The organism is Streptomyces sp. NPDC087859 (assembly GCF_044742595.1).
GTDB classification, from domain to species: Bacteria; Actinomycetota; Actinomycetes; order Streptomycetales; family Streptomycetaceae; genus Streptomyces; species Streptomyces canus_F.
In genome coordinates, this window is record NZ_JBIUUU010000010.1 from 98,706 (window position 1) to 121,989 (window position 23,284).

Genomic DNA, 23,284 nt, shown 5'->3' on the forward strand with positions numbered 1-23,284 from the left:
AGCGTCGACAGTGAGGGGAAGGTGGGGACACAGTGATCTCCGTAGCGATGCAAGCGCTTTCTATCCGCATCCGGAGGTCCCCGTGCCCGGCGTCGACCGACGCACCGTCATCAAGGGCGCCGCAGCCGCGGCCGCCGCGGCCCAGTTTTCCTGGGCCCAGTCCCGCACCGCCGACGCGGCCGAAGCGGACGACACCGAACTCCGCTGGCTGGAGGGCGCGACGCCCGACGCCCACGCCGGCACCACCTGGGGCGTGCCATGGGCCCGCGGGGCGTACCCGCCGGAGCAGAGGTTCCGGCTGACGACCGCCGCCGGCGACGACGTCCCCGTCCAGAGCTGGGTCACCGGCCACTGGCCCGACGGCTCGGTGAAGTGGACCGCGCACGCGATCGCGCCCGGCGCCCCGAAGGCCACCGCGTACAAGCTCGCGGCGGGCAGCCCGGCGGCCCCCGAGCGGAGGGTCACCGTCACCCGGTCCGGCGGCCGGGTCGAGGTGTCGACCGGTGTGATCACGGCCGTGTTCGGCGCCAAGGGCTCCGACACCGTCGTGCGCAGCGTGCGGCGCGGTGCGGCCGAGATCGCGCGGGACGGGAAGCTGGTCGCCCTGCGACAGGAGTCCGTGCAAGAGGGCGCGGACGTCGAGAGCTTCGCCGGCCGGGTCGAGAAGGTCGAGGTCGAGCAGGACGGCCCGGTCCGGGCCGTCGTCCGCGTCGAGGGCCGGCACCGCAAGGGCGGCCGGAGCTGGCTGCCGTACACCCTGCGCTTCTCCTTCTTCGCCGGCGCGGATTCCTTCCGCCTCGTGCACACCTTCGTCTGGGACGGCGAACAGAAGCCCGGCTCCGACCAGGGCGACTTCCTGCGCGGCCTCGGGGTCCGCTTCACCGTTCCGCTGAGCGATCAGCCCTACGACCGGCACATACGCTTCGCCAACTCCGGCGGCGGACTGTTCAGCGAGGCCGTCCAGGGCATCACGGGGCTGCGCCGCGACCCGGGCGCGGCGGTCCGCGGCGCCCAGATCGCCGGAGAGAAGCTGCCCGACACCGCCACCTGGGACACCCGCGTCTCCAGCCGCCTCGCTTACATCCCGACCTGGGGCGACTACACACTCACCCAGCCCAACGCCGACGGCTACACCGTCCGCAAGCGCACCAAGGCGGGTTACGGCTGGATCCACGCGGCGGCCGGACGGCGCGCCGGCGGCTTCGGCTACGTCGGCGGCGCGAGCGGCGGACTCTCCTTCGGCCTCAGGGACTTCTGGCAGCGTCACCCGGCCCAGCTGGACGTCCGGGGCGCCCACACGGAGGCCGCCGAGGCCACCGTGTGGCTGTACTCGCCCGAAGCGCTCCCGCTCGACCTGCGCTTTTACCACGACGGGCTGGGGCAGGACACGTACGAGAAGCAGTCCGACGGTGGTCTGGAGATCACCTACGAGGACTACGAGCCCGGCTTCGGTACGCCGTACGGCATCGCGCGGACCAGTGAACTGACCTTCTGGGCCGTGGAGAAGACACCATCGGCCGGTGTGCTCGCCGCGCAGGCCACCGCCACCGCGACGCCGCCGCTCCTCACCGCCACGCCTGAACGGCTGCACGCGGCCGGGGTGTTCGGCGACTGGGCGCCCGTCGACCGTTCCGACAAGGCTCGGGCGGCCGTCGAGGATCGCCTCGACGAGCTGTTCGCCTACTACGTCGGTCAGCGTGAGCAGCACCGCTGGTACGGCTTCCTGGACTACGGCGACGTCCAGCACACCTACGACAACGACCGGCACGTCTGGCGCTACGACATCGGCGGATACGCCTGGGACAACTCGGAGTTGGGCACCGACCTGTGGCTCTGGTACCACTTCCTGCGCACCGGCTCCGCCGAGGTCTTCCGGTTCGCGGAGGCCATGACCCGGCACACCGGCGAGGTCGATGTCTACCACCTCGGCAGATGGGCGGGCCTGGGCACCCGGCACGGCGTGCAGCACTGGGCGGACAGCGCCAAGCAGGTCCGTATCTCCACGGCCGCCAACCGCCGCTTCCACTACTTCCTCACCGGTGACGAGCGCACCGGTGACCTGCTGAGCGAACTCGTCGACGTGGAGCGGACGTTCCTGGAGGTCGACCCGCAGCGCAAGGTCCGCACCGACGGTTACACGCCCGGCGACCGGCACGCGTTGTCGGTCGGCTTCGGCACCGACTGGGGCGGCATCTCGGCGGCCTGGCTGACCGAGTGGGAGCGGCAGGGGCCGAACGCCGCGGAGGCGAAGGCCAAGCTGGTCAACTCGGTGCGGACGATCGCCGCTCAGCCGAACGGCTTCTTCACCGGGACGGGGCTGCTCGACGCGGACACCGGCACGTTCGCCGTCACGACCAGCACCGCCGTGAGCGTGTCGCATCTGAGCGCCGTCTTCGGGCTCGTCGAGACCAACAGCGAACTCGTGTCGCTGTTCGGGGACGAGGAGCCCGAGTTCCGTACCGCGTGGCTGAACTACGCGCGGTACTACAACGGCACGGACGCCCAGAAGCGGCAACTCACCGGCTCCACCTGGAAGTCGGCGCTGCCCGCCGCCCACTCCCGGATCACTGCCTACGCGGCGCACCACCAGGACGATGCCACGCTCGCCAAGCGCGCGTGGAACGAGTTCTACACCGGCAGTGACACCTACTTCCCGTCCAACGACTGGAACCCGGTCACCGTCAGGACGCCGGCCGTCCTGCGCACCACCGAGGAGATCCCGTGGATCTCCACCAACTCCTCGGCGCAGTGGGCCCTCGCCGCGATCCAGAACCTCGCCCTGATCGGAGACCGGATCCCGTCATGAGACGTGCCTGCTTGATCGCGGCGGTGACCGCGGGGCTGGTCATGGGGGCGGTGCGGCCCGTGGCGGCCACCGGCGATGTCGTACGTCCCGACGACCGGCGCCTGGCCTACGAGGGTCACTGGGGCCGCAGCGCCGAGGCGGCGACCACCGTCAACTCCGGTGCGCGGCTGCGCTTCCGCTTCGCCGGTGACAGCGTCCACGCCCTCTTCGACGTCTCGTCGGTCACCGTGCCCGCGCAGATCTGGGTATCGGTCGACGGTGGTCCGAAGCGGTTGTACGCCGTCGACCGGAACGACCTGGAGATCAGAGCGGCCGGGCGGGGGCCGCACACCGTCGAGCTGTCCGTGAAGGACGTCTTCTCGCGGGCGGAGAGATGGACACCGCCGCTGGAGACCGGAGTGGTGCTCACCGGCGTGCGCGGGCGACTTCTGGACCAAAGAGCCTCCAAGGCAAGGCAGTTGGCGTTCTACGGCGACTCCATCACCCAGGGCGTCATGGCCCTGTGCGACGTGAACACCTCCGACTGCGCCGACGGTACGGCCGCTTATCCCACGCTGGTCGCCGACGCCCTGCACGCCTCGCTGACCCAGGTCGGCTTCGGGCGCCAGGGAGTCCTCCAGACCGGCAACGGGGGAGTGCCGGCCGCGTCGGACGCGTACGGCTGGAACTACGCGGGCTCGAAGGCGGATGCGGACCGCAAGGCCGATGTGATCGTGGTGAACCAGGGCACCAACGACACCGCGTGGGGCCCGGACGAGTTCCGTGCCGCCTACCGCACCTACCTCGACAGGCTGCGGGCCGCGGCACCGCGTGCGCGCATCCTCGCGCTGCGGCCGTTCAACGGCGCGCACGCCGAGGACATCGCCGCCGTCGTCGCCGAACTCGCTGACCCCCGGACGGAGTTCGTCGACACGACCGACTGGCTCTCCCCGACGGACGGGGACTTCAACGGGACCGTCCACCCGAGCTCCCGGGGCCATCGCAAGGTGGCCGACCGACTCATCACCCTTCTCGCAAAGGAGCACTAGTGCACCGCCCGTACCGCCGAAGAACCGTCGCCGTCGCCTCGGCGGCCCTGCTGGCCGGGTTGTTCTCCGCACCCGCCGGACACGCCGCGGAAGCCCCGCGCCGGGTCGTCGAGAACCTCGACCGCGGTCTCGTCGCCGTACCCTCCGGAGAGGGCACGTTCCTCAGTTGGCGCTTGCTCGGCACCGAGTACGCGCGCCACGGCAACGCCATCGCCTTCAACGTGTACAAGAACGGGCGGCGGCTGAACCGTACGCCGGTCACCAAGTCCACGACCTACCAGGACAACACGCCCGGCAAGGGCACCTACACCGTCCGAGCCGTCGTCAACGGGCATGAGCAGAAGCGGAGTCCGGCCGCGCTCGACTTCGCGCAGGGCTACGCCGAGATCCCGCTCGCGACCGCCGACGGCTACACCGTGCAACATGCCTGGCCTGGTGACCTCGACGGCGACGGGCGGTACGAGATCGTCGTCAGCCGGCTCTCCGGGACCCGCGACAAGCCCGATCTGCTGGAGGCGTACACGCTGACCGGCGAGCGGCTGTGGCGCGTCGACCAGGGGCCCGGCTCGTACACACAGGTCGGCGGGAACGGCGCCAACGACCCGGCGCCCGCGGCGATCAGCGGCTCCACGGCGATCGGCGGCTACCGCAACGACGACAACGTCACGGTGTTCGACCTGGACGGTGACGGCAAGGCCGAGGTGCTGGTGCACACGGCCGACGGCACCACCTTCGCGGACGGCTCCAAGGTCACCGCGGCCTCGCCCGCGAACCAGTTCGTCTCCGTGATCGACGGCCCGACCGGCACCGAGCGCACCCGGCAGCCCGTCCCGGACGACTTCGTCGCCGACGGACCCTCCGGCGGCCACTTCGGCATCGCCTACCTCGACGGCGAACACCCCAGCCTGGTCACCAAGTCGGTCACCAGAGTCGGGGCCAAGCGCGGAACCTTCCGGATCCTCTTCCAGACCTGGGACTTCGACGGCGCCGACCTGACACCGCGGTGGAAGTACGTTGTCCCCGCCGCCGGCGGCGCGACCAGCTTCCACCAGATCCGCACCGTCGACGTCGACCTCGACGGCAAGGACGAGATCGCCGACGGCAACTACGTCGTCAACGGCGACGGCACGCTCCGGTACGTCGTCGACGGCGCCGGGCACGGCGACCGCTTCCACATCGCCGACCTCGACCCCGACCGCCCCGGTCTGGAGGGATTCGCCATCCAGCAGGCCGAGTTGGGTGTGATCCCGAACTTCCCCTGGTACTACTACGACGCCGACACCGGCGAGCGGCTGGTCACCGGACAGCACCCGGCGGACTGGGCCGACGACACCGACATCGACGTCGGCCGCGGCAGCACCGGCGACATCGACCCGGACCACCCGGGCTACGAGTACTGGACCTCCACCGCCGACGTCACCGCCCCCGGCGCCGGCGTCCGCAACGTCCAGGACGGCAAGGTCTCCACGACCACGCCCAGCGTCAACTTCCGCATCTGGTGGGACGGCGACAAGGCCTCGGAGAACCTCGACTTCACGTACGTGGAGAAGTGGGACCCGGCGACCGAGACCACCTCGAAGATCTTCGAGCCGTCCGGCGTGGTCTCCGGCGCCCGCAACGCCACCCCGTTCTACGGCGACATCCTGGGCGACTGGCGCGAGGAGATCCTCGCCGAGACCGCCGACCACACCGCGCTGCGGCTCTACACCACCACCGAGCCGACGAGGACACGCATCTACACGCTCGCGCAGAACGCCGAGTACCGCCTCGGCTGGACCGTGCGCGGCTATCTGCAGTCGACGTACACCGACTACTACCTCGGCACCGAGACCCGCCGTGTGCCGAAGCCCTCGATCACCCTCCCGGAAGGAGCCGTCCGCAGTGACGACCACGCGTAGAGCCTTCGGAACACTCGCGGCAGGAGCCGCGCTGACCGCCCTCGCCCCCGCCACGACCGCCAGTGCCCACTCCTCGCACCGGCGCGGCCGTCTCATCGCCCACGACGACTTCCGCCACGGCCTCGGTCAGTGGGCCGTGGAGCTGGAGAAGGGCGGCACCGTCACCGCCTCCCGCGGCACCCTGGAGGTCGAGGTACCGGCCGGCGCGACGATCTGGTTCAAGAAGCGGCTCGAGGGCCCCTACGTCATCGAGTACACGGCCACGCCCGTGTCCGAGGGCGGCGTCAACGACCGGGTCTCCGACCTCAACAACTTCTGGAACGCGGTCGACGTCCGTTCCCCCGAGGACCTCTTCGCCACCCGGCGGGGCGGGGCGCTGGCCGAGTACGACTACCTCAAGACGTACTACGTCGGCTACGGCGCCAACACCAACACCACGACCCGGCTGCGGCGCTACGTCGGTGAGGCCGGCGTCCGTCCGCTGATCTACGACTACACGGAGCCGCTGCTCGTGGCGAACGCGCCCCACCGGGTCCGGATCGTCTCCGACGGCTCCACCCAGCGGTGGTGGAACAACGGGCGCCTCGTCTTCGACCACACCGACCCGGAGCCGTACACGAGCGGGCACTTCGCCTTCCGGACGACGTGGAGCCACTTCCGTCTGAACGACTTCCGAGTGTGGCGGCTGAGCCCTCAACATCGCTGATCGGAGAGGTATTCCGGGCTTGGCCAACACTTTAGGAGTGGCTTATCTCACCGCACGTCAACCCTTCCTTACGGTCGCGTAAGTCACATTCGAAGGTGAATCATGCCGGGTGTGGCAGACGATTCGAAGAGTGACAGCAGAAGAGTGATCGGGTCGTACGTTGCGGTGGGGGACAGCTTCACCGAGGGCGTCGGCGACCCCGGACCCGACGGGGCGTTCGTCGGCTGGGCCGACCGGTTCGCGGTACTTCTCGCGGACCGGCGGCCCGAGGGCGCCTTCGTGTACACCAACCTCGCCGTGCGCGGAAAGCTGCTCGACCAGATCGTGGAGGACCAGCTTCCCAAGGCCGTGGAACTCGCCCCGGACCTGGTCTCCTTCTGCGCCGGCGGCAACGACATCCTCCGGCCGGGAACCGACCCCGACGAGGTCGCCGAGCGCTTCGAGCGGGCCATCGCCCGGCTCTCCGAGGCGTGCGGGACCGTGATCGTGACGACCGGCTTCGACACCCGTGGTGTGCCCGTGCTCAAGCACCTGCGCGGCAAGATCGCCACGTACAACGGACATGTGCGGGCGGTCGCCGACCGCTACGGCTGTCCCGTCCTCGACCTGTGGTCCCTGAAGACCATCCAGGACCGCAGGGCCTGGGACGGCGACCGGCTCCACCTCTCCGCCGACGGGCACACGCGCGTGGCGCTGCGCGCCGGTCAGGTGCTCGGCCTGGAGGTCCCGGCCGACCCGGACCAGCCGTGGCCTCCGCTGCCGCCGCGCGGCACGCTCGACGTGCGGCGCGACGACGTGCACTGGGCGCGCGAGTACCTGGTGCCGTGGATCGGGCGGCGGTTGCGCGGCGAGTCCTCGGGCGACCATGTGACGGCCAAGGGTGTGCTGTCGCCGGACGACATCAAGATGCGGATCGCCTCGGTGGCGTGACGGCGGTACGGGCCGCGCGGTGGCGGCTCGACCAGTGAGGTGACCGCACGGGAGTGGTGCGCGGTCCGGTTCCGGGGCCGGTGCTGGGATGACGGCACATCGTCACCCGACCCCCGGAAGGACCGGACGCGCATGCCCGTTCCCCGTACGACCGTCACGGCGGTCGCCGTCGTCCTCCTGGCCCTGGGCGCGCCCGCCGTCGCCGCACCCGGGGCTGCCGCCGCGGGCCCTGCCGTTTCCGCGGCGCGTGTCATGTCGGCGCCCGCGACCGTCACCGTGACCGGTGAGGGCAGCGCCGTCGCGAAGCCCGACATCGCCGTGGTCGGCGCCGGGGTGGAGGTCACCGCCAAGACCACCCAGGCCGCGCTGAACGCGCAGAACGAGGCGGCCGCCGCACTGCTGAAGGCGGTGCGTGCGCAGGGGATCGCCGACGCGGACATCCGTACCGAGAACGTCTCCCTCAGCCCCGTGTACGACTACCAGGACGGCGAGTCGACGCTGAGGGGCTACCGGGCCGCGCAGTCCTTCTCGATCAAGGTGCGTGAGGTGGCGGCCACCGGCGCCCTGATCACGGCCGTCACCGAGGCCACGGGCGACGCGGGCCGCATCGACTCCGTCGTCTTCGACCTCGAAGACCGCCGCCCGCTCCAGGCCCGCGCCCGCAAGGCCGCGTACCGGGACGCCCACGCCAAGGCCACGCAGTACGCCGAGCTCGGCGGCCACCGCCTCGGCCGCCTCGTCTCGCTCAGCGAGGGCGGCACCGGGTATGTCCTCCCGGTGCCGCCGGTCGCCGGGGACGCGCCGGGCGCGGGCATCGGCGCGGTACCCCTCGCACCGGGGGAGATCAGGGCGACGGCCTCGGTCACGGCCGTGTACGCACTGGACTGACGAACCGTCCGGGTGCGGACGGGCCCGGGACGGCTACGCCCGGATCCAGCGCCGCAGCGCCTCGACCGTGTTCTCCGGCGACGAGTTGAAGCACAACCGGATCCCCGGCGCCTCCTCGGTGAGCACGTTGACCAGCCGTTCGAACAGCACGGTGTGCTCCGGCGCCATCCGTACGCCGCCCCCGATCATCGCCAAGCCGAACACGTCCGCTCGCAGCTGTTCCCGGACGGCCGCCTCGGAGCGGTCCGGATCGGTGTCGATCAGACAGGGGACCACATCGAACCCGGCCTCGCGCAGCGCCGTGTGCGCCGCCTCGATCCGGGCGGTGAAGGCCGCCTCGTCGACACCTTCGGGCATCCGGCTGTAGTCGAGCACCCGCGGGTGCAGTCCGACGGACAGCACCTTCGTCGTGCCTGGCAGGGGAGGTGAGGCAGTCGGCAAGACCACGGGCGGGGCCCTCTCTGCGGACGGGGTCGGATCCGGCTCTGCGGGGCGCCGCTCCCCGCGCGGGGCCGGTGCGGCCCCTCAGCGCTCCTGTGCGCTCAACGTCTCGGCTCCCAGGCCGAGTTCCCGGGCCAGGGCCTCGTCCACCCACTGCTGGGCGCGGGAGCGGGACACGGCCCCCGGGTAGGACGTCAGCTGTACGGCGAGACCGTCGAGCAGGGCGGTGAGGCGCAGGGCCGTGCCGTCCGGGTCGGGGCAGTGGAACTCACCCGCGGTCATGCCTTCCCTGACGACCTCGGTGATCGCCGCCTTCCACCGCCGGTCGAGGTCCCGGGTGACCTCCTGCAGCGCGGGCTCGCGCAGCGCCGCCGCCCAGCCCTCGATCCACAGCCGCCAGCCCTTGGCCTGGCCGGTCGGGGCGTACCAGCGCACGGCGGACCGCAGCCGGCGCAGCGCGGTCGTGCGGCGGCCGAGCAGCTTGCGCAGCTGTGCGAGGTCGTCCTCCGCGGCGTGCCGGAACGCGGCGGCGACCAGCTTCTCCTTCGTCGAGAAGTGGTAGAGCACCAGCGCGTTGCTGACCCCGAGCGCCGAGGCCACGTCGGCGATCCTGACCGCCGCCACGCCCCGCGCCTCGATCTGCTCGACGGCGGCCCGCAGCAGCTCCTCGCGCCGCTCGGCCACACTCAACCGCACTCTCGCCACGCGGCCACCCTATCCAGGGCGTCCCCCGGGCGGCCGAGCGACCGCTGTCACCGGTACCACCCGAACCGTTCCGCGATCACCGGCAGCCGGTCCGAGACGATCGCGTGTGCGGCGGCGCGCGGTGACGATCCGTCGGCCTCCGCGCGGGCCAGCATCAGCTCGACGAGCGCCCGCATGGCGCGGCGGGTGTGCGCGAACGCCTCCTCCGCGTCGGCGCCGATGTCACCGAACAGGGTCCACCACCACCAGGCGTTCGTCCCGGAGTTCACGACCACGTCGGGCAGCACGGTGACGCCCCGCGCGGCCAGCAGCGCCTCCGCCGCGGGCAGGACGGGCATGTTCGCGGCCTCCACGATCCAGCGGGCCGTGATCCGACCCTGGTTCGAGGTGTCGATCGCGTACGACACCGCCGCGGGCACCAGCACCTCCGCGTCGGCGGACAGCCAGGCGTCGCCCGGCAGTTCACGGTCGCCGGGACGCAGCACGGCACGGTCCACGGTGCCGTAGGTGTCCCGCGCGGCGAGCAGCGCCTCGACGTCGAGGCCGGCGGGGTTGGCGATCGTGCCCTTGATGTCGGCGACGGCCACGACGTGGAGTCCCGCGCGCGCGAGGAACCGTGCCGTGGCTCCGCCCATCGTGCCGAGCCCCTGCACCGCGACCCGCGTCCCCGCGTACGGCACCCCGGCCCGGTCCAGGGCGGCGAGCACCGACTCGGCGACCCCGCAGCCGCCCGCCAGTTCGTCGAGCCCGATGCCGTCCACCTCGACCGCGAACGCCTCCGCGAGCCGTCGCCGGGCCGCCGTCTCGTCGTCGAGCAGCGGATACACGGCCTGGATCGAGGAGACGAGCCCCGCCTCGGTCGCCGCCCGGTCCACGAGGTCCTGGGTGAGGCCGAGGTCCTCGCCGGTGGTCCAGAAACTCTCGACGTACGGTCGCACGGCGCGCAGGAATCGCACGAGGATGCCGTACGCCGCCGGGTCCCGGGGATCGCAGTCGATGCCGCCCTTCGCGCCGCCCAGGGGGATGTAGCGGCCCTCGGGGTCGTAGTGCAGCGCCTCCTTCATCGTCATGCCGCGGGCCAGCCCGGTGACCTCCTCCAGGGTGCAGCCCTCGCGCATGCGCAGCCCGCCGCTGGACACGCCGCGTACCAGCCGGTCGACGACCAGGAAGCCCTGGCGGCCGGTGACATGGTCGGTCCAGGTGAGCGACAGCAGGGGGGTGGTCATGAAGGCTTCTCCCGGTCGATTACTGAATGGTGAGTCAGTATCGGGAGGCGGTCGGGGCGCTGTCAACGCGAGGGGAAACCGGTTGACGGGTTCGGATCCGGGGCTGTTACGTTCCCTTGGGGAACGTACTGGTCGGCGGGATGGGGGCGGGGGCGTGGCGAACGTCGTCGAGTTGTCGTACTACCCGGTGAAGGGATGCGCCGGGATCTCGGCGAGCGAGGCGATCGTGACGCCGGCCGGGCTCGCCCACGACCGCGCCTTCATGGTCGTGAGCGACGAAGGGGTCTTCCGGACACAGCGGCGCGACCCGAGACTCGCGCTGATCCTGCCCGGCATCGACGCCGCGGGCGAGCGGCTCACGCTGCGCGCGCCGGACCATGGCGAGGTGGCCGTCGACGTCGACACCACCGGAGCGCGCCGGCCCGTCGAACTGTTCGGGAACCCGTTCCGGGGCATCGACCAGGGCGACTCCGCGGCGCAGTGGCTCACCGACGTGCTCGGCGTCCCGAGCAGGCTCGTCCGGGTACCGCCGGACCACGACCGGGTGACCGACGGCAGAACACCGGGCACCGCCGGCTGGGCGGACAGCGGCGCGCTGCACGTCCTGTCGCGCTCCAGCCTCGACCTGCTCAACGAGAGGATCGCCGAGCGTGGCGGGGAACCCCTGTCGATGAACCGCTTCCGCCCCAACATCGTGATCGGCGGCTGGGACACCCCGCACACCGAGGACCGCGCCCACCGCATGCTGATCGGCGGCACCGAGCTCGCCTACGCGAAGCTCGCCGTCCGCTGTGCCGTCACCCTGGTCGACCAGGAGCGCGGCGCCAAGGGCGGACCGGAACCCATCCGCACCCTGGCCGGCTACCGCCGCGGCGACGTCGGCACCGTGTTCGGCGTGAAGTTCTCCGTGCTGCGGCAGGGCAAGATGGCGGTCGGCGACGAGGTGGACGTCACGGCGTGGGGAGCCGCCGAGGTGGAATTCACGCGGTCGTGACCAGGGCGATCCTGGTTTGTCGGAGCGGCCGACCATAATGGAACGCCTCACCGACTCCACCTGGAGGTACCGTGTCCGGTTTCCGTTCCCTGAGCTCCGGGCTCCGCGCGCTGCAGCCCGCGGCCTTCGGCGTGGACCCGAGCGGTGAGCGCCTCGCGCGCATCCGTAGATCCCCGCACTTCAAGGACGGGGTCTTCCAGAACCCGGGCGGCTTCGCCCGCACCCGGCCCTCCGGCTCGACGGTGGAGTTCGCGAAGGTCTTCTTCGACAAGGACGAGCGGCCCCGCCGCGCCCCCGAGGGCCGGATCCCCGTGCACCCCACCACCCTCGCCGACATCGCCCGGCCGCCGGCCACCGGACTGCGGCTGACCTGGATGGGGCACTCCAGCGTGCTCGCGGAGATCGACGGACAGCGGGTGCTCTTCGACCCGGTGTGGGGCGAGCGCTGCTCCCCGATCCCCTTCGCGGGCCCCAAGCGCCTCCACCCGGTCCCCCTGCCGCTGGCCGCGCTCGGCCCGGTCGACGTGGTCGTCATCTCGCACGACCACTACGACCACCTGGACATGCCCTCCATCAAGGCGCTGGCCGGCACCGACACCCTCTTCGCGGTACCGCTCGGCGTCGGCGCCCACCTGGAGCACTGGGGCGTCTCCGCCGACCGGCTGCGCGAGCTGGACTGGCACGAGACCACCAAGGTCGGCGGCCTCACCCTGACCGCCACCCCGGCCCGTCACTTCTGCGGCCGCGGCCTGCGCAACACCCAGCACACCCTCTGGGCCTCCTGGGTCGTCGCCGGCGAGGAGCACCGGGTCTTCCACAGCGGCGACACCGGCTACTTCGAGGGCTTCAAGGACATCGGCGCCGAGCACGGCCCGTTCGACGCCACGATGATCCAGATCGGCGCGTACAGCGACTTCTGGCCCGACATCCACATGACACCCGAGGAGGGCATGCGCGCCCACCTCGACCTCCAGGGCGGGCCGTCGGCCGGGCCGATGCTGCCGATCCACTGGGCGACCTTCAACCTGGCCACGCACGCGTGGGCGGACCCGGGGGAGGGCAGCCTCGCGGCCGCCCGCAGGGCAGGGGCCCGAGTCGCCCTGCCCCGGCCGGGCGAGCCCTTCGAGCCCACCGCCGAGACCGTGCCGGGCGAGCCGTGGTGGCGAGGTGTCGCGGCGGTGCCGGCGGGCGGGTGGCCGGCGGACGGCGTGGGCAGCGAGGCGGGCCCGGCGACCGACACGGCCCGTGACATTCCCGGTGCCGCGACCGAGGGCACCGGGGAGCCCGAAACCGTGCCCGCGGGCTGATCCCGGGCCGAACAGCCACGGACGGCGAGGGCCGGAGAGCGTCACGCTCTCCGGCCCTCGCCGTCTTCTCGTGACCGCTTCTGACCAGGTCCGATCGAAGTCCGCTCGTTCCCGAACGGACGTCCGAGGGCTTATCGGGCTGTCGTACGAAGCCTCATACCAGAGCGGGATGCTCCGCGTACGAGTTTGTCAACTGCCCACCGCACCTGATGCGTTGCCGACTACTGTGAGTGTCCGTCGGGCGACGCAGGGCCGCTTTTTTCGGCGCTCTCGACCGACGCCGCGATGGCGCACACCCCGCCGGGGGGCGTCAGGGGAATCCGACCGGATCAGGGAGCGGGGTCTGGCACGTGCAGCCGCGAGCCGGAGGAGGGAGTCGACGCGATGGGGAGCCCCCCAGCTCGACCGCAACCGGGCACCGGGGGAAGCCGGTGACCGACGACCGCGTCGGAGTGCGCGCCGCCCGCGGCGAGCGCACCAGGGAACCGGCGGGAGCACGCACTGGACCACGGGAACCCGCCCGCGGGCATCCGGGCCCGCCCGGCGACCAGGCCCGACGGACCACCAGTACGAGGACACCGATGGCTCAGCTCCGCGCACCGGCGACACGCGCAGACCGCCGCGAAGGGGGCCGGCACGGAAGGCCGGCCGCCCGGCCCGCACCCGCGCTGCCCGAGACGCACCTGCGGCCACAGCTGCTGCGGCTCGCCGTGCTGCCGCCCGTCGCGGTCGGCCTCAGCGGCTCGGCAGCCGTCCTCTTCACGGTCCGCTCCACCGGCGCACAGCCCGGCCTCACCCTGTGGGGCGTCCTGGCCGGCGCCTTCTCGGTCGCCCTCGCCGGCATCCTCATCGCCGCCGTGGCCGCCGACCGCGCCGCCCAGGCGGTCAGCGACCGCATCGGCGCCCTGCGCCGCACCAGCGCGCGCGGCGAGGCCGATCTGCGGGCGCTCGTCGAGGCGCTGCGCCGCGGCGACGGACCGCCCCAGCGCAAGCCGCGCGGCGGTCCCCCCGAGGACGCCGACGACTTCGAACTCCTCGCCGCCGACCTGGCCCGCGCCCACGACGGCGCCGTCACCGCGGTGGTCCACGCGGCCCAGCTCTCCAGCCAGGCGGGCAGCGAGCAGAAGCTCGAGGTCTTCCTCAACCTCGCCCGACGCCTCCAGTCACTGGTGCACCGCGAGATCTCCATCCTCGACGAGCTGGAGAACGAGATCGAGGACCCCGACCTGCTCAAGGGCCTCTTCCACGTCGACCACCTCGCCACCCGCATCCGGCGGCACGCCGAGAACCTCGCCGTGCTCGGCGGCGCCGTCTCCCGCCGCCAGTGGAGCCACCCCGTCTCCATGACCGAGGTGCTGCGTTCCGCCATCGCGGAGGTCGAGCAGTACTCCCGGGTCAAGCTCGTGCCGCCCATCGACGGAACCCTGCGCGGGCACGCCGTCGCCGACGTCATCCACCTGCTCGCCGAACTGGTCGAGAACGCGACGGTGTTCTCCGCGCCGCACACCCAGGTCCTGCTGCGAGCCAACCTCGTCACCTCCGGGCTCGCCGTCGAGGTCGAGGACCGCGGCCTCGGCATGCCCGTGGGCGAGCAGAACAAGATGAACGCCCTGCTCGCCGACCCCGACCAGGTCAACGTGGGCAGCCTGCTGGCGGACGGGCGCATCGGCCTGTTCGTGGTCTCGCAGCTCGCCCGGCGGCACGGCATCCACGTCCGGCTCCAGACGAACATCTACGGCGGCGTACAGGCCGTACTCGTCGTACCGCAGGGGCTGTTGGGCGCGGATCCGGACGCCCCGGGCGCCGTGCCGCGGTCACCGGGCGGGACCGGAGCGCCGGACACGGGCCCGGGCGTGCCGGGTCCGCCCGTGCCGCCTCAGGGTTCGACGGACAGGACAGGGATCTCCGTACCGCCGCCACCGCAGCAGTACCCGTACGCCGGAGCCGGTGCGGGTGCCGGTGCCGCCGCCGACACCGGGGCGCAGCGCGTCGTACCCTTCGCGCCCCGTCGGCAGCCGGACGCCCCCCGGGCCGGCGCCCCGGCGCCCGACAGCGGCGCGGCGGTACCGCTTCCCGTGCGCGGCACCCACCACGCCCGGCCCAACCCGGCGGAGGCCGTCCCCGGCATCCGCCCCGACGACCGGCACCGCACCCCCGTGCCGCCCGGCCCGCGCACCGGCACCGTGCGAGGCACCATGGGCAAGCCCCAACTGCCCCGCCGCCGCGCCCAGGAACACATCGCACCCCAACTGCGCGACGGCCCGGCGGCACCGCGTCCCGAGACGGACCACCTCGCCGGTCACGACCCGGGTCTCATGGCGGCCTTCCAACGCGGCGTCGGCCTCGCCGAGGCGCAGCAGCACCTGGAGGCCGAGCACACGGGGGCGCCCCACCCGGACGCGGGCCGCCAGGAAGCCCCGCACATGGAGGCCGTGCGCTTCGACACGGACCGGACGGGGTCCACCTACCTCGGCGTACCGCACCCCGCCCCGGCGCCCCAGGACGCCCCCACCAGGGACCAGGGCCGGATAGCCGAGGTGCGCGGCGCGCACGACGGCGGGACCGCGGCCCGCCCCGACCACACCCCCACCCGGCACGACGGGAGCGCAACAGCCGGATGACCACCCCCGTTTCCACCCCACCCCCCAGCGCTCCCGCAGACCTTCGTACCTCAAGGAGTCGATCCACCATGGCGAGCGAAGCGCCGACCGGCCATGTATCCGATCTCGACTGGCTGATGAGCGGCCTCGTGCAGCGTGTCCCGCACACCACCAGCGCGGTACTCCTGTCCTGCGACGGGCTCGTGAAGTCGGTCCACGGTCTCGACACCGACAGCGCCGACCACATGGCCGCCCTGGCCTCCGGCCTGTACTCCCTCGGCCGCAGCGCCGGAGTCCGCTTCGGGGACGGCGGAGACGTCCGCCAGGTGGTCGTCGAACTGGACGCGACCCTGCTGTTCGTGACCACCGCGGGCTCCGGTACCTGTCTCGCGGTGCTCGCGGGCCGCGAGGCCGACGCCGCCGTCCTCGGCTACGAGATGGCGATGCTGGTCAAGAGCGTGCGCCCCTATCTGGTGACCGCACCGCGGCAGCACGCAGGCGAACCGACGGCGATGAGGCCTTGAGCGTGGCGGCGGCCGGTGACGGGCCCTGGCTCGACGACGCGGCCGGACGCCTGGTGCGCCCCTTCACGGTCAGCAACGGCCGCACCAGGCCCACCATCGCGCTCGACCTGCTGTCGCAGGTGAGGGTCACCGGAGCCACCCCCCTCGGCTATCTCGGCCTCGAACACACCCAGGCACTCGACCTGTGCCGGGCACCTGTCTCGGTCGCCGAGATCGCCGCCCATCTGAAGCTGCCGGCAGCCGTCACCAAGGTGCTGCTGTCCGACCTCGTCGACTGCGGGGCGCTCACCACCAAGCCCCCCGAGTTCACCCACAACCCGACTGACCGGGCCCTTCTGGAGGCAGTGCTCGATGGACTACGACGACAGCTCTGACCCCTTCCCCACCGCACTCAAGATCCTGGTCGCGGGAGGGTTCGGAGTAGGCAAGACCACCTTCGTGGGCGCGGTCAGCGAGATCGCGCCGCTCAGCACCGAGGAACTGCTCACCACGGTCAGCGCCGCGACCGACAACCTCGACGGGATCGAGAACAAGGTCGAGACGACCGTGGCCATGGACTTCGGCCGTATCACCCTCGACCCGGAACACGTCCTGTACCTGTTCGGCACGCCCGGGCAGGAGCGGTTCTGGTTCATGTGGGACGAACTCTCCGAGGGTGCGCTCGGCGCGGTCATCCTCGCCGACACCCGCAGGCTGGAGGACTGCTTCGCCGCCGTCGACTTCTTCGAACAACGCGGTCTCGGCTTCATCGTCGCGATCAACGAGTTCGACGGCTCCTACCGCTACGACCCCGAGGAGGTCCGCGCCGCCATCGACCTCGCCCCGGAGATCCCCATCGTCCGCTGCGACGCCCGGATCTCCAGCTCCGGCGTCCAGACCCTGCTGACCCTCGTACGGCACCTCATCGCCCACGCTCCGGCACCCGCGCCGAGCCACGGCGCCCACATGTGATCCCGCACCCGACGCCAGGGAGCCGCATATGACCCACAGCCACAGCGACGGAACCCGCCGATGAGCTACGACCCGGTGCGTCCCGCCGGTCGTCTGCTGCTCACCCCCGAGGACAAGGAGGCGCCCGCACGGGCCGCCCGACTGCACGGGCTGGGTCTGGGCGAGCGCCCGGAGCCGGCCCTGGACGCCTTCGCGGACCGGCTCGCCGAGCTGACCGGGGCGCCGTACGCGATGGTCAACTTCATCGACGAGAAACGGCAGTTCTTCGCCGGCCTGCACACCCCGGACGCCCGGCCGGTGGTGGTGCGGGCCGAGGAGACCAAACCGGAGCTCGGCCGTCATCTGGAGCGCGACCACGGCTTCTGTCCGCATGTGGTCGTCCGTCGCAAGGCCCTGGTCCTCGAGGACGTCTGCGACTACCCGCGGTTCGCCGGCAATCCGGTCGTCGACGAGTTCGGCATCCGCTCCTATCTGGGCGCACCCCTCATCGACAGAACCGGGATGGTCCTCGGCACGGTGTGTGTCGTCGACGTGGAGCCGCGGCCCTGGGGGAGGCCCGGCCTGGAGACCATCAAGTCGTCGGCGGCGCAACTCGTCACGAGACTGGAGCGGATGGAGGCGGACGGCCTCCCGCTCTGAAGCCCTTGCCGCGCCGCGGGCTCAGACCCCGCCCCGCCAGATGTTGTCGAACGCGGAGTTCTCTATCGCCCGCCGCTGCCGCACCGCCTCCAGCTCCATCACCGCGTCCCCGACGGCGGCCAGCACGCTCGTGACCACCTCGTCGGTGATCTCGAGGGTCTCGGCCGGCTCCTCCCGGATCCCGGCGGCGGCCACCAGGGCCGTGAAGGCCGGCTCGCCGGACGCGAGGCGGGTCTCGGCGCGGGTCCGCTCGGGAGAGTCGACCAGCGTCGTCCGTCCGCTCCGCGGCGGAATCACCCGTCCCCCCGGCCGGGCCGCCAGCCCTTCCCGCTCCATGGCGGAGAGGTACGTGGTGGACAGCCCGTCGCCCCGGCGCCAGATCCAGTCCTCGACCGACTCGTACGGCTCGTCCCGTATGAGCGTGGCGGCGGCCTCGTCCAGCAGCGGGTCGCCCGTGGCCTGGGGCGCACCGGGCACGATCCGGTCGTCGTCCACCTGGAGCGCACCGGCCTCGACGAGGTCCAGCAGCTCGGAGCCCGCGAGCGCGAGCGACACATCGCCCTGCTCCAGCGAAGCCTCGGGCGCCGCGTTCAGAGCGAGCAGAGCGAGATCACGTGCGGTGTTCATGTGCGGCTCCCGGTCGGTCCAGTGCGTCCTCGGGGATTCCAACGGGCATCCCCGGCCCGGTGTTCCCCACGGAAGGGTTCACCGGCGGCGGGCGTGAAGCGGAGCTGCGGCGCGGGTTAAGAAAACCTCGATGGACCTGGAGCGCTGCCGTACGGCAGATTGCTGGGCGATCCCACCCCTCTCCCCGGACGCGGGCTTCTTCGGTATGTCCGCGCACGGGGATCGCACCCACAGGAGCCGCGTTGAAGGCGCTGGTCAAGGAGAAGGCGGAGCCCGGGCTGTGGCTCGCGGACGTCCCGGAGCCCGCCGTCGGACCCGGCGACGTACTGATCAAGGTGCTGCGCACCGGCATCTGCGGCACCGATCTGCACATCCGGTCCTGGGACGGCTGGGCGCGCCAGGCGATCCGTACCCCGCTGGTGCTCGGGCACGAGTTCGTGGGCGAGGTCGTCGAGACCGGGCGCGACGTCGCCGACATCACGGTCGGCGACCGGGTCAGCGGTGAGGGCCACCTGGTGTGCGGGAAGTGCCGCAACTGTCTCGCCGGGCGCCGTCATCTGTGCCGGGCCACGGTCGGGCTCGGCGTCGGACGGGACGGCGCGTTCGCGGAGTACGTCGCCCTGCCCGCCGCCAACGTCTGGGTGCACCGCGTCCCCGTCGACCTCGACGTCGCCGCGATCTTCGACCCGTTCGGCAACGCCGTGCACACCGCGCTGTCCTTCCCGCTGGTCGGCGAGGACGTCATCATCACGGGCGCCGGTCCGATCGGGCTGATGGCCGCCGCGGTCGCCCGGCACGCGGGTGCCCGCCACGTCGTCGTCACCGACGTCAGCGAGGAGCGGCTGGAGCTGGCCCGCAAGATCGGCGTGAGCCTGGCGCTCAATGTGGCCCAGGGGCAGATCGCCGACGGGCAGCGGGAGTTGGGGCTGCGCGAGGGCTTCGACATCGGCCTGGAGATGTCCGGCCGGCCCGAGGCGTTGCGTGACATGATCGCCAACATGACGCACGGCGGCCGGATCGCCATGCTCGGCCTGCCGGCGCAGGAGTTCCCGGTCGACTGGGCACGGATCGTCACCTCGATGATCACCATCAAGGGCATCTACGGCCGTGAGATGTTCGAGACCTGGTACGCGATGTCGGTGCTCCTGGAGGGCGGTCTCGACCTCGCCCCCGTGATCACCGGCCGGTACGGCTACCGCGACTTCGAGGCGGCGTTCGCCGACGCGGCGAGCGGCCGCGGCGGCAAGGTCATCCTCGACTGGACCGCTTGATCCTTTGGCCCGGTTCGCCTCCGGGGCGCCTTCTGCCGATGTCGAGAACCCGACCGTGCTCAGCCCTTCGGGTGGCCGCGCGCTCGCCCTCTCGACATCGGCGCGCCCTTTCGGCTCACTCGCCCTTACGTCCCTCTTTGGAGCCCGAGATGTTCGACACCGTCCGTAACGACCTGCGCGCCACCCTCGACGAGATCCGCGCCGCCGGTCTGCACAAGCCCGAGCGCGTCATCGGCACCCCGCAGTCCAGGGCCGTCGCCGTCACCGCGGGCGGCCGCCCCGGCGAGGTCCTCAACTTCTGCGCCAACAACTACCTCGGTCTCGCCGACCACCCCGAGGTGGTCGCCGCCGCCCACGAGGCACTCGACCGCTGGGGCTACGGCATGGCGTCCGTGCGCTTCATCTGCGGGACGCAGGAGGTGCACAAGGAGCTGGAGGCCCGTCTCTCGGCGTTCCTCGGCCAGGAGGACACGATCCTCTACTCGTCCTGCTTCGACGCCAACGGCGGTGTCTTCGAGACGCTCCTGGGCCCCGAGGACGCGGTGATCTCCGACGCCCTCAACCACGCCTCGATCATCGACGGCATCCGCCTGTCCAAGGCCCGCCGCTTCCGCTACGCCAACCGCGACATGGCCGACCTGGAAGCCCAGTTGAAGGACGCGTCCGACGCGCGCCGCCGTCTGATCGTCACCGACGGCGTGTTCTCGATGGACGGCTACGTGGCGCCGCTGCGCGAGATCTGCGACCTCGCCGACCGCTACGACGCCATGGTCATGGTCGACGACTCCCACGCCGTCGGCTTCGTCGGCCCCGGCGGCCGCGGCACCCCCGAGCTGCACGGGGTGATGGACCGCGTGGACATCATCACCGGCACGCTGGGCAAGGCGCTCGGCGGGGCGTCCGGCGGCTATGTGGCGGCCCGTGCGGAGATCGTCGCCCTGCTGCGCCAGCGCTCCCGCCCGTACCTCTTCTCGAACACCCTCGCGCCGGTGATCGCCGCGGCCTCGCTGAAGGTGCTCGACCTCCTGGAGTCGGCGGACGACCTGCGGGTCCGGCTCGCCGAGAACACCGCGCTGTTCCGCCGCCGTATGACCGAGGAAGGCTTCGACATCCTGCCCGGCGACCACGCCATCGCACCCGTGATGATCGGGGACGCGGGCACGGCGGGACGCCTGGCGGAGCTGCTGCTGGAGCGCGGTGTGTACGTGATCGGCTTCTCGTACCCGGTCGTCCCCCAGGGCCAGGCGCGTATCCGCGTCCAGCTGTCGGCCGCCCACTCCACGGACGACGTCGACCGGGCCGTCGACGCCTTCGTCGCGGCGCGGGCGGAGCTGGAGGGCTGAGCCGGAGCGCACGGGGCATTTGAGACAATCGATCTCATGATCGAAGCGCGGCGGCTCCACATCCTGCGTGCGGTGGCCGACCACCGCACGGTGACGGCGGCTGCCGCCGCGCTGTACCTCACCCCCTCGGCGGTCTCCCAGCAGCTCACGGCGCTGGAGCAGGAGACCGGGCACCGCCTGGTCGAGCGCGGCGCGAAGGGCGTACGGCTCACCCCGGCCGGCGAGATCCTGCTCAGCCACGCCAACGCCGTCCTCGCCCAGCTGGAGCGGGCCGAGGCCGAGCTGGCGGCGTACGACACGGGGCAGGCCGGCACGGTCACCGTCGCGTCCTTCGCGACCGGCATCGCCCTGGTCGTCGCCCCCGCGGTGGCCCGTCTCGCCGACACCGCGCCCGGCATCCGCATCCGCGTCCAGGACGCCGAGGGTGACGCCAGTCTGCCGATGGTGCTGGACCGCCAGGTCGACGTCGCCGTGGCGGTGGAGTACCGAGGGGCGCCGCCCGCGGACGACCCCCGCCTGTCCCATGTCCCGCTGTACGCCGAGCCCTTCGACGCGGTCGTCCCCGTACGCCATCGGCTGGCCGACGTGCGCGAGGTGCCGCTGGCGGAGCTGGCCAAGGACCCGTGGATCGGCCCCTACCCGGGCAACCCCTGTCATGACGTGGTGGTCCTCGCCTGTGAGAACGCCGGGTTCCAGCCCCGCCTGGAGCACTCCTCGGACGACTTCCGGGCCGTCGTCGCCCTGGCCTCGGCCGACGCGGGCGTGGCGCTCGTCCCGCGGTCCGCGCTGATCGGCATGGATCTGACCGGCGTGGTCGTCCGGCCCGTCGACGGCGTCGCGCCCACCCGCCGGGTCTTCGCGGCCGTACGGCGCGGAGCGGAGGGGCACCCGCTGATCCGTCCGGTGCTCGAAGCGCTCGGCGAAGCCTCCCAGCCGTAGGGAACCGGCCACCGGCCGAAAGCAGTCTGGGCTGTCATGCGTGTGACGATGATCCTCCCGGCTCTGACCGAGGCGACCAGCCCGCTGTTCCGGCCCATCAAGTACTCGCTGTTCCCGCCCCTGGGCCTGGCGACCCTGGCCGGTTATCTGGACCCCGACGACGAGATCACCCTCCACGACGAGCACGTGGAGCGGATCGATCTCGAGGCCCTCGACACCCCCGACCTCCTGGTCGTCCAGCCGTACATCACCTCGGCGAGACGCAGCTACGAGATAGCCGACCACTTCCGTGCCCGGGGCGTCCATGTCGCCATGGGCGGTCTGCACGTCACCTCGCTTCCCGACGAGGCGGCGGCCCATGCCGACACGATCTTCACCGGCCCCGGTGAGGACACCTGGCCCCTGTTCCTGAAGGACTTCCGCGACGGAGTGCCCGCCCGCCGCTACGACTCGACCCAGCGCAGCCTGGCCGGACTGCCGCCCATCCGACGCGACCTGATTAAGCGTCACCTCTACCTGGTGCCCAACTCCCTCGTGGTGTCGCGGGGTTGCCCTCACCACTGCGACTTCTGCTACAAGGACGCCTTCTTCGAGGGCGGCAAGTCCTTCTACACCCAGACCGTCGACGACGCCCTCGCGGAGATCGACCGGCTGCCCGGCCGTCATCTCTACTTCCTCGACGACCATCTGCTGGGCAACCGGCGCTTCGCGGAGGCCCTGTTCGACGGCATGAAGGGCATGGGGCGGCTGTGGCAGGCGGCGGGCACGGTCAACTCCGTACTGAAGCCGGGCCTGTTGGAGAAGGCGGTGGAGGCGGGGCTGCGCAGCCTCTTCGTCGGCTTCGAGACCGTCAATGACGCCAACCTCGCCGAGCGCCGCAAGGACCAGAACATCGGCGCCGACTACGCGGCCGCGGTGCGGCGCCTGCACGACGCCGGGGTGATGGTCAACGCCAGTTTCGTGTTCGGGCTCGACCAGGACGGTCCGGACGTCTTCGACCGCACGGTCGCGTGGGCGGTCGAGCAGGGCATCGAGACGGCGACCTTCCACATCATGACGCCCTATCCGTCGACCGGACTGTGGAAGCAGATGGAGTCCGAGGACCGGATCGTGCACCGCGACTGGGACCTGTACGACACCCGGCATGTCGTCTACCGGCCCAAGGGGATGACGCCACGTCAGCTGGAGGACGGCTACTGGCGCGCGTACCGCGACTTCTACCGCTGGTCCAACATCTGGCGCGGCTCGGCGGCCCAGCCGGGCCGTCCCGAGCGGCTGCGGCACCTCGCCTACTCGGGCGGCTGGAAGAAGTTCGAGCCCGCGTGGGACCTGCTGATCCGCTCGCAGCGGGTGGTGCGGGCGATGCCGGCGCTGGAGCGGACACTGGCGGCGTTCGGCGGACGGGAGTGAGACGGGAGTGAGAGGAGTCACCAGGACTCGCGTCCCGTATCCGGGATAGCA

Annotated in this window: 21 protein-coding genes; 17 read left to right on the forward strand and 4 right to left on the reverse strand. The window is 71.9% G+C overall.

Annotation, left to right across the window (positions count from 1 at the left end; genetic code table 11):
• Positions 1–82 precede the first annotated feature (82 nt).
• The 6 genes from ACIOHP_RS25055 to ACIOHP_RS25080 all read left to right on the forward strand — a co-directional run bounded on the left by ACIOHP_RS25055 (position 83) and on the right by ACIOHP_RS25080 (position 8,256).
• The gene (locus ACIOHP_RS25055; RefSeq protein WP_401891005.1) at positions 83–2,806 is read left to right on the forward strand and encodes a Tat pathway signal sequence domain protein; all 2,724 of its coding nucleotides are present in this window, start codon (positions 83–85) and stop codon (positions 2,804–2,806) included.
• The gene (locus ACIOHP_RS25060; RefSeq protein ID WP_401891008.1) at positions 2,803–3,834 is read left to right on the forward strand and encodes a GDSL-type esterase/lipase family protein; all 1,032 of its coding nucleotides are present in this window, start codon (positions 2,803–2,805) and stop codon (positions 3,832–3,834) included. Before ACIOHP_RS25055 ends, ACIOHP_RS25060 begins: the two co-directional genes overlap by 4 nt.
• Positions 3,834–5,732 (forward strand): hypothetical protein, encoded by a 1,899-nt coding sequence (locus tag ACIOHP_RS25065; RefSeq protein ID WP_401891010.1) that lies wholly within the window; start codon positions 3,834–3,836, stop codon positions 5,730–5,732. The genes ACIOHP_RS25060 and ACIOHP_RS25065 overlap by 1 nt, the downstream gene beginning before the upstream one ends.
• Entirely contained in the window at positions 5,716–6,438 is a 723-nt protein-coding gene (locus tag ACIOHP_RS25070) for a DUF6250 domain-containing protein (protein ID WP_401891012.1), read from the forward strand. Before ACIOHP_RS25065 ends, ACIOHP_RS25070 begins: the two co-directional genes overlap by 17 nt.
• A 144-nt stretch (positions 6,439–6,582) precedes the next feature.
• Positions 6,583–7,368 carry an SGNH/GDSL hydrolase family protein gene (locus ACIOHP_RS25075; RefSeq protein WP_401891488.1) on the forward strand — a complete coding sequence of 262 codons (786 nt, stop codon included), beginning with the start codon at positions 6,583–6,585 and terminating at the stop codon, positions 7,366–7,368.
• 132 nt (positions 7,369–7,500) lie between these two features.
• Positions 7,501–8,256, forward strand: coding sequence for an SIMPL domain-containing protein (locus tag ACIOHP_RS25080; protein WP_401891015.1), 756 nt, complete (start codon positions 7,501–7,503; stop codon positions 8,254–8,256).
• Positions 8,257–8,289: 33 nt separating this feature from the next.
• Here the strand turns inward: ACIOHP_RS25080 and ACIOHP_RS25085 are convergent, their stop codons facing one another.
• The 3 genes from ACIOHP_RS25085 to ACIOHP_RS25095 form a co-directional block, all read right to left on the reverse strand.
• Entirely contained in the window at positions 8,290–8,703 is a 414-nt protein-coding gene (locus ACIOHP_RS25085; RefSeq protein WP_361543172.1) for a hypothetical protein, read from the reverse strand.
• A 78-nt stretch (positions 8,704–8,781) separates the two neighbouring features.
• Positions 8,782–9,402, reverse strand: a complete 621-nt coding sequence (locus tag ACIOHP_RS25090; RefSeq protein WP_361491428.1) for a TetR family transcriptional regulator C-terminal domain-containing protein — start codon at positions 9,400–9,402, stop codon at positions 8,782–8,784.
• Positions 9,403–9,449: 47 nt separating this feature from the next.
• Positions 9,450–10,628: a Glu/Leu/Phe/Val dehydrogenase dimerization domain-containing protein gene (locus tag ACIOHP_RS25095; protein WP_401891019.1), complete on the reverse strand. Its 1,179-nt coding sequence runs from the start codon at positions 10,626–10,628 to the stop codon at positions 9,450–9,452.
• A 154-nt stretch (positions 10,629–10,782) separates the two neighbouring features.
• Here ACIOHP_RS25095 and ACIOHP_RS25100 point away from each other — a divergent pair, with 154 nt between their 5' ends.
• The 7 genes from ACIOHP_RS25100 (at position 10,783) to ACIOHP_RS25130 (ending at position 17,643) form a co-directional block, all read left to right on the forward strand.
• Positions 10,783–11,622 (forward strand): MOSC N-terminal beta barrel domain-containing protein, encoded by an 840-nt coding sequence (locus ACIOHP_RS25100; RefSeq protein WP_361543163.1) that lies wholly within the window; start codon positions 10,783–10,785, stop codon positions 11,620–11,622.
• Between the two features lie 71 nt (positions 11,623–11,693).
• Positions 11,694–12,929 carry an MBL fold metallo-hydrolase gene (locus ACIOHP_RS25105; protein ID WP_401891021.1) on the forward strand — a complete coding sequence of 412 codons (1,236 nt, stop codon included), beginning with the start codon at positions 11,694–11,696 and terminating at the stop codon, positions 12,927–12,929.
• A 581-nt stretch (positions 12,930–13,510) separates the two neighbouring features.
• Complete coding sequence (locus ACIOHP_RS25110; protein ID WP_401891024.1) at positions 13,511–15,550, forward strand: ATP-binding protein; 2,040 nt, start codon at positions 13,511–13,513, stop codon at positions 15,548–15,550.
• Positions 15,551–15,618: 68 nt separating this feature from the next.
• Entirely contained in the window at positions 15,619–16,053 is a 435-nt protein-coding gene (locus ACIOHP_RS25115; protein ID WP_307023541.1) for a roadblock/LC7 domain-containing protein, read from the forward strand.
• A 2-nt stretch (positions 16,054–16,055) separates the two neighbouring features.
• Positions 16,056–16,427, forward strand: a complete 372-nt coding sequence (locus ACIOHP_RS25120) for a DUF742 domain-containing protein (RefSeq protein ID WP_361491419.1) — start codon at positions 16,056–16,058, stop codon at positions 16,425–16,427.
• Positions 16,405–17,004 carry an ATP/GTP-binding protein gene (locus ACIOHP_RS25125; protein ID WP_046257443.1) on the forward strand — a complete coding sequence of 200 codons (600 nt, stop codon included), beginning with the start codon at positions 16,405–16,407 and terminating at the stop codon, positions 17,002–17,004. Before ACIOHP_RS25120 ends, ACIOHP_RS25125 begins: the two co-directional genes overlap by 23 nt.
• 60 nt (positions 17,005–17,064) lie before the next feature.
• The gene (locus ACIOHP_RS25130) at positions 17,065–17,643 is read left to right on the forward strand and encodes a GAF domain-containing protein (protein WP_307023539.1); all 579 of its coding nucleotides are present in this window, start codon (positions 17,065–17,067) and stop codon (positions 17,641–17,643) included.
• A gap of 21 nt (positions 17,644–17,664) precedes the next feature.
• Here ACIOHP_RS25130 and ACIOHP_RS25135 read toward each other — a convergent pair whose 3' ends face one another.
• Entirely contained in the window at positions 17,665–18,270 is a 606-nt protein-coding gene (locus tag ACIOHP_RS25135; protein ID WP_401891027.1) for a GPP34 family phosphoprotein, read from the reverse strand.
• 242 nt (positions 18,271–18,512) lie between these two features.
• On the opposite strand from ACIOHP_RS25135, the gene tdh reads away from it, so the two are divergent.
• The 4 genes from tdh (at position 18,513) to ACIOHP_RS25155 (ending at position 23,233) form a co-directional block, all read left to right on the forward strand.
• Positions 18,513–19,541 (forward strand): L-threonine 3-dehydrogenase, encoded by a 1,029-nt coding sequence (tdh, locus tag ACIOHP_RS25140; RefSeq protein WP_401891029.1) that lies wholly within the window; start codon positions 18,513–18,515, stop codon positions 19,539–19,541.
• A 149-nt stretch (positions 19,542–19,690) separates the two neighbouring features.
• Positions 19,691–20,884 carry a glycine C-acetyltransferase gene (locus ACIOHP_RS25145; protein ID WP_361543149.1) on the forward strand — a complete coding sequence of 398 codons (1,194 nt, stop codon included), beginning with the start codon at positions 19,691–19,693 and terminating at the stop codon, positions 20,882–20,884.
• A gap of 36 nt (positions 20,885–20,920) precedes the next feature.
• The gene (locus ACIOHP_RS25150; protein WP_361543146.1) at positions 20,921–21,823 is read left to right on the forward strand and encodes a LysR family transcriptional regulator; all 903 of its coding nucleotides are present in this window, start codon (positions 20,921–20,923) and stop codon (positions 21,821–21,823) included.
• Between the two features lie 36 nt (positions 21,824–21,859).
• Positions 21,860–23,233, forward strand: coding sequence for a B12-binding domain-containing radical SAM protein (locus ACIOHP_RS25155; RefSeq protein ID WP_401891033.1), 1,374 nt, complete (start codon positions 21,860–21,862; stop codon positions 23,231–23,233).
• Positions 23,234–23,284 lie beyond the last annotated feature (51 nt).

Coding starts and splice junctions, on each gene's coding strand:
- ACIOHP_RS25060 (WP_401891008.1), top strand. CDS start 2,803: ATGAGACGTGCCTGCTTGATCGCGGCGGTGACCGCGGGGCTGGTCATG.
- ACIOHP_RS25115 (WP_307023541.1), top strand. CDS start 15,619: ATGGCGAGCGAAGCGCCGACCGGCCATGTATCCGATCTCGACTGGCTG.
- ACIOHP_RS25155 (WP_401891033.1), top strand. CDS start 21,860: ATGCGTGTGACGATGATCCTCCCGGCTCTGACCGAGGCGACCAGCCCG.
- ACIOHP_RS25135 (WP_401891027.1), bottom strand. CDS start 18,270: ATGAACACCGCACGTGATCTCGCTCTGCTCGCTCTGAACGCGGCGCCC.
- ACIOHP_RS25080 (WP_401891015.1), top strand. CDS start 7,501: ATGCCCGTTCCCCGTACGACCGTCACGGCGGTCGCCGTCGTCCTCCTG.
- ACIOHP_RS25145 (WP_361543149.1), top strand. CDS start 19,691: ATGTTCGACACCGTCCGTAACGACCTGCGCGCCACCCTCGACGAGATC.
- ACIOHP_RS25150 (WP_361543146.1), top strand. CDS start 20,921: ATGATCGAAGCGCGGCGGCTCCACATCCTGCGTGCGGTGGCCGACCAC.
- ACIOHP_RS25125 (WP_046257443.1), top strand. CDS start 16,405: ATGGACTACGACGACAGCTCTGACCCCTTCCCCACCGCACTCAAGATC.
- ACIOHP_RS25110 (WP_401891024.1), top strand. CDS start 13,511: ATGGCTCAGCTCCGCGCACCGGCGACACGCGCAGACCGCCGCGAAGGG.
- ACIOHP_RS25130 (WP_307023539.1), top strand. CDS start 17,065: ATGAGCTACGACCCGGTGCGTCCCGCCGGTCGTCTGCTGCTCACCCCC.
- ACIOHP_RS25095 (WP_401891019.1), bottom strand. CDS start 10,628: ATGACCACCCCCCTGCTGTCGCTCACCTGGACCGACCATGTCACCGGC.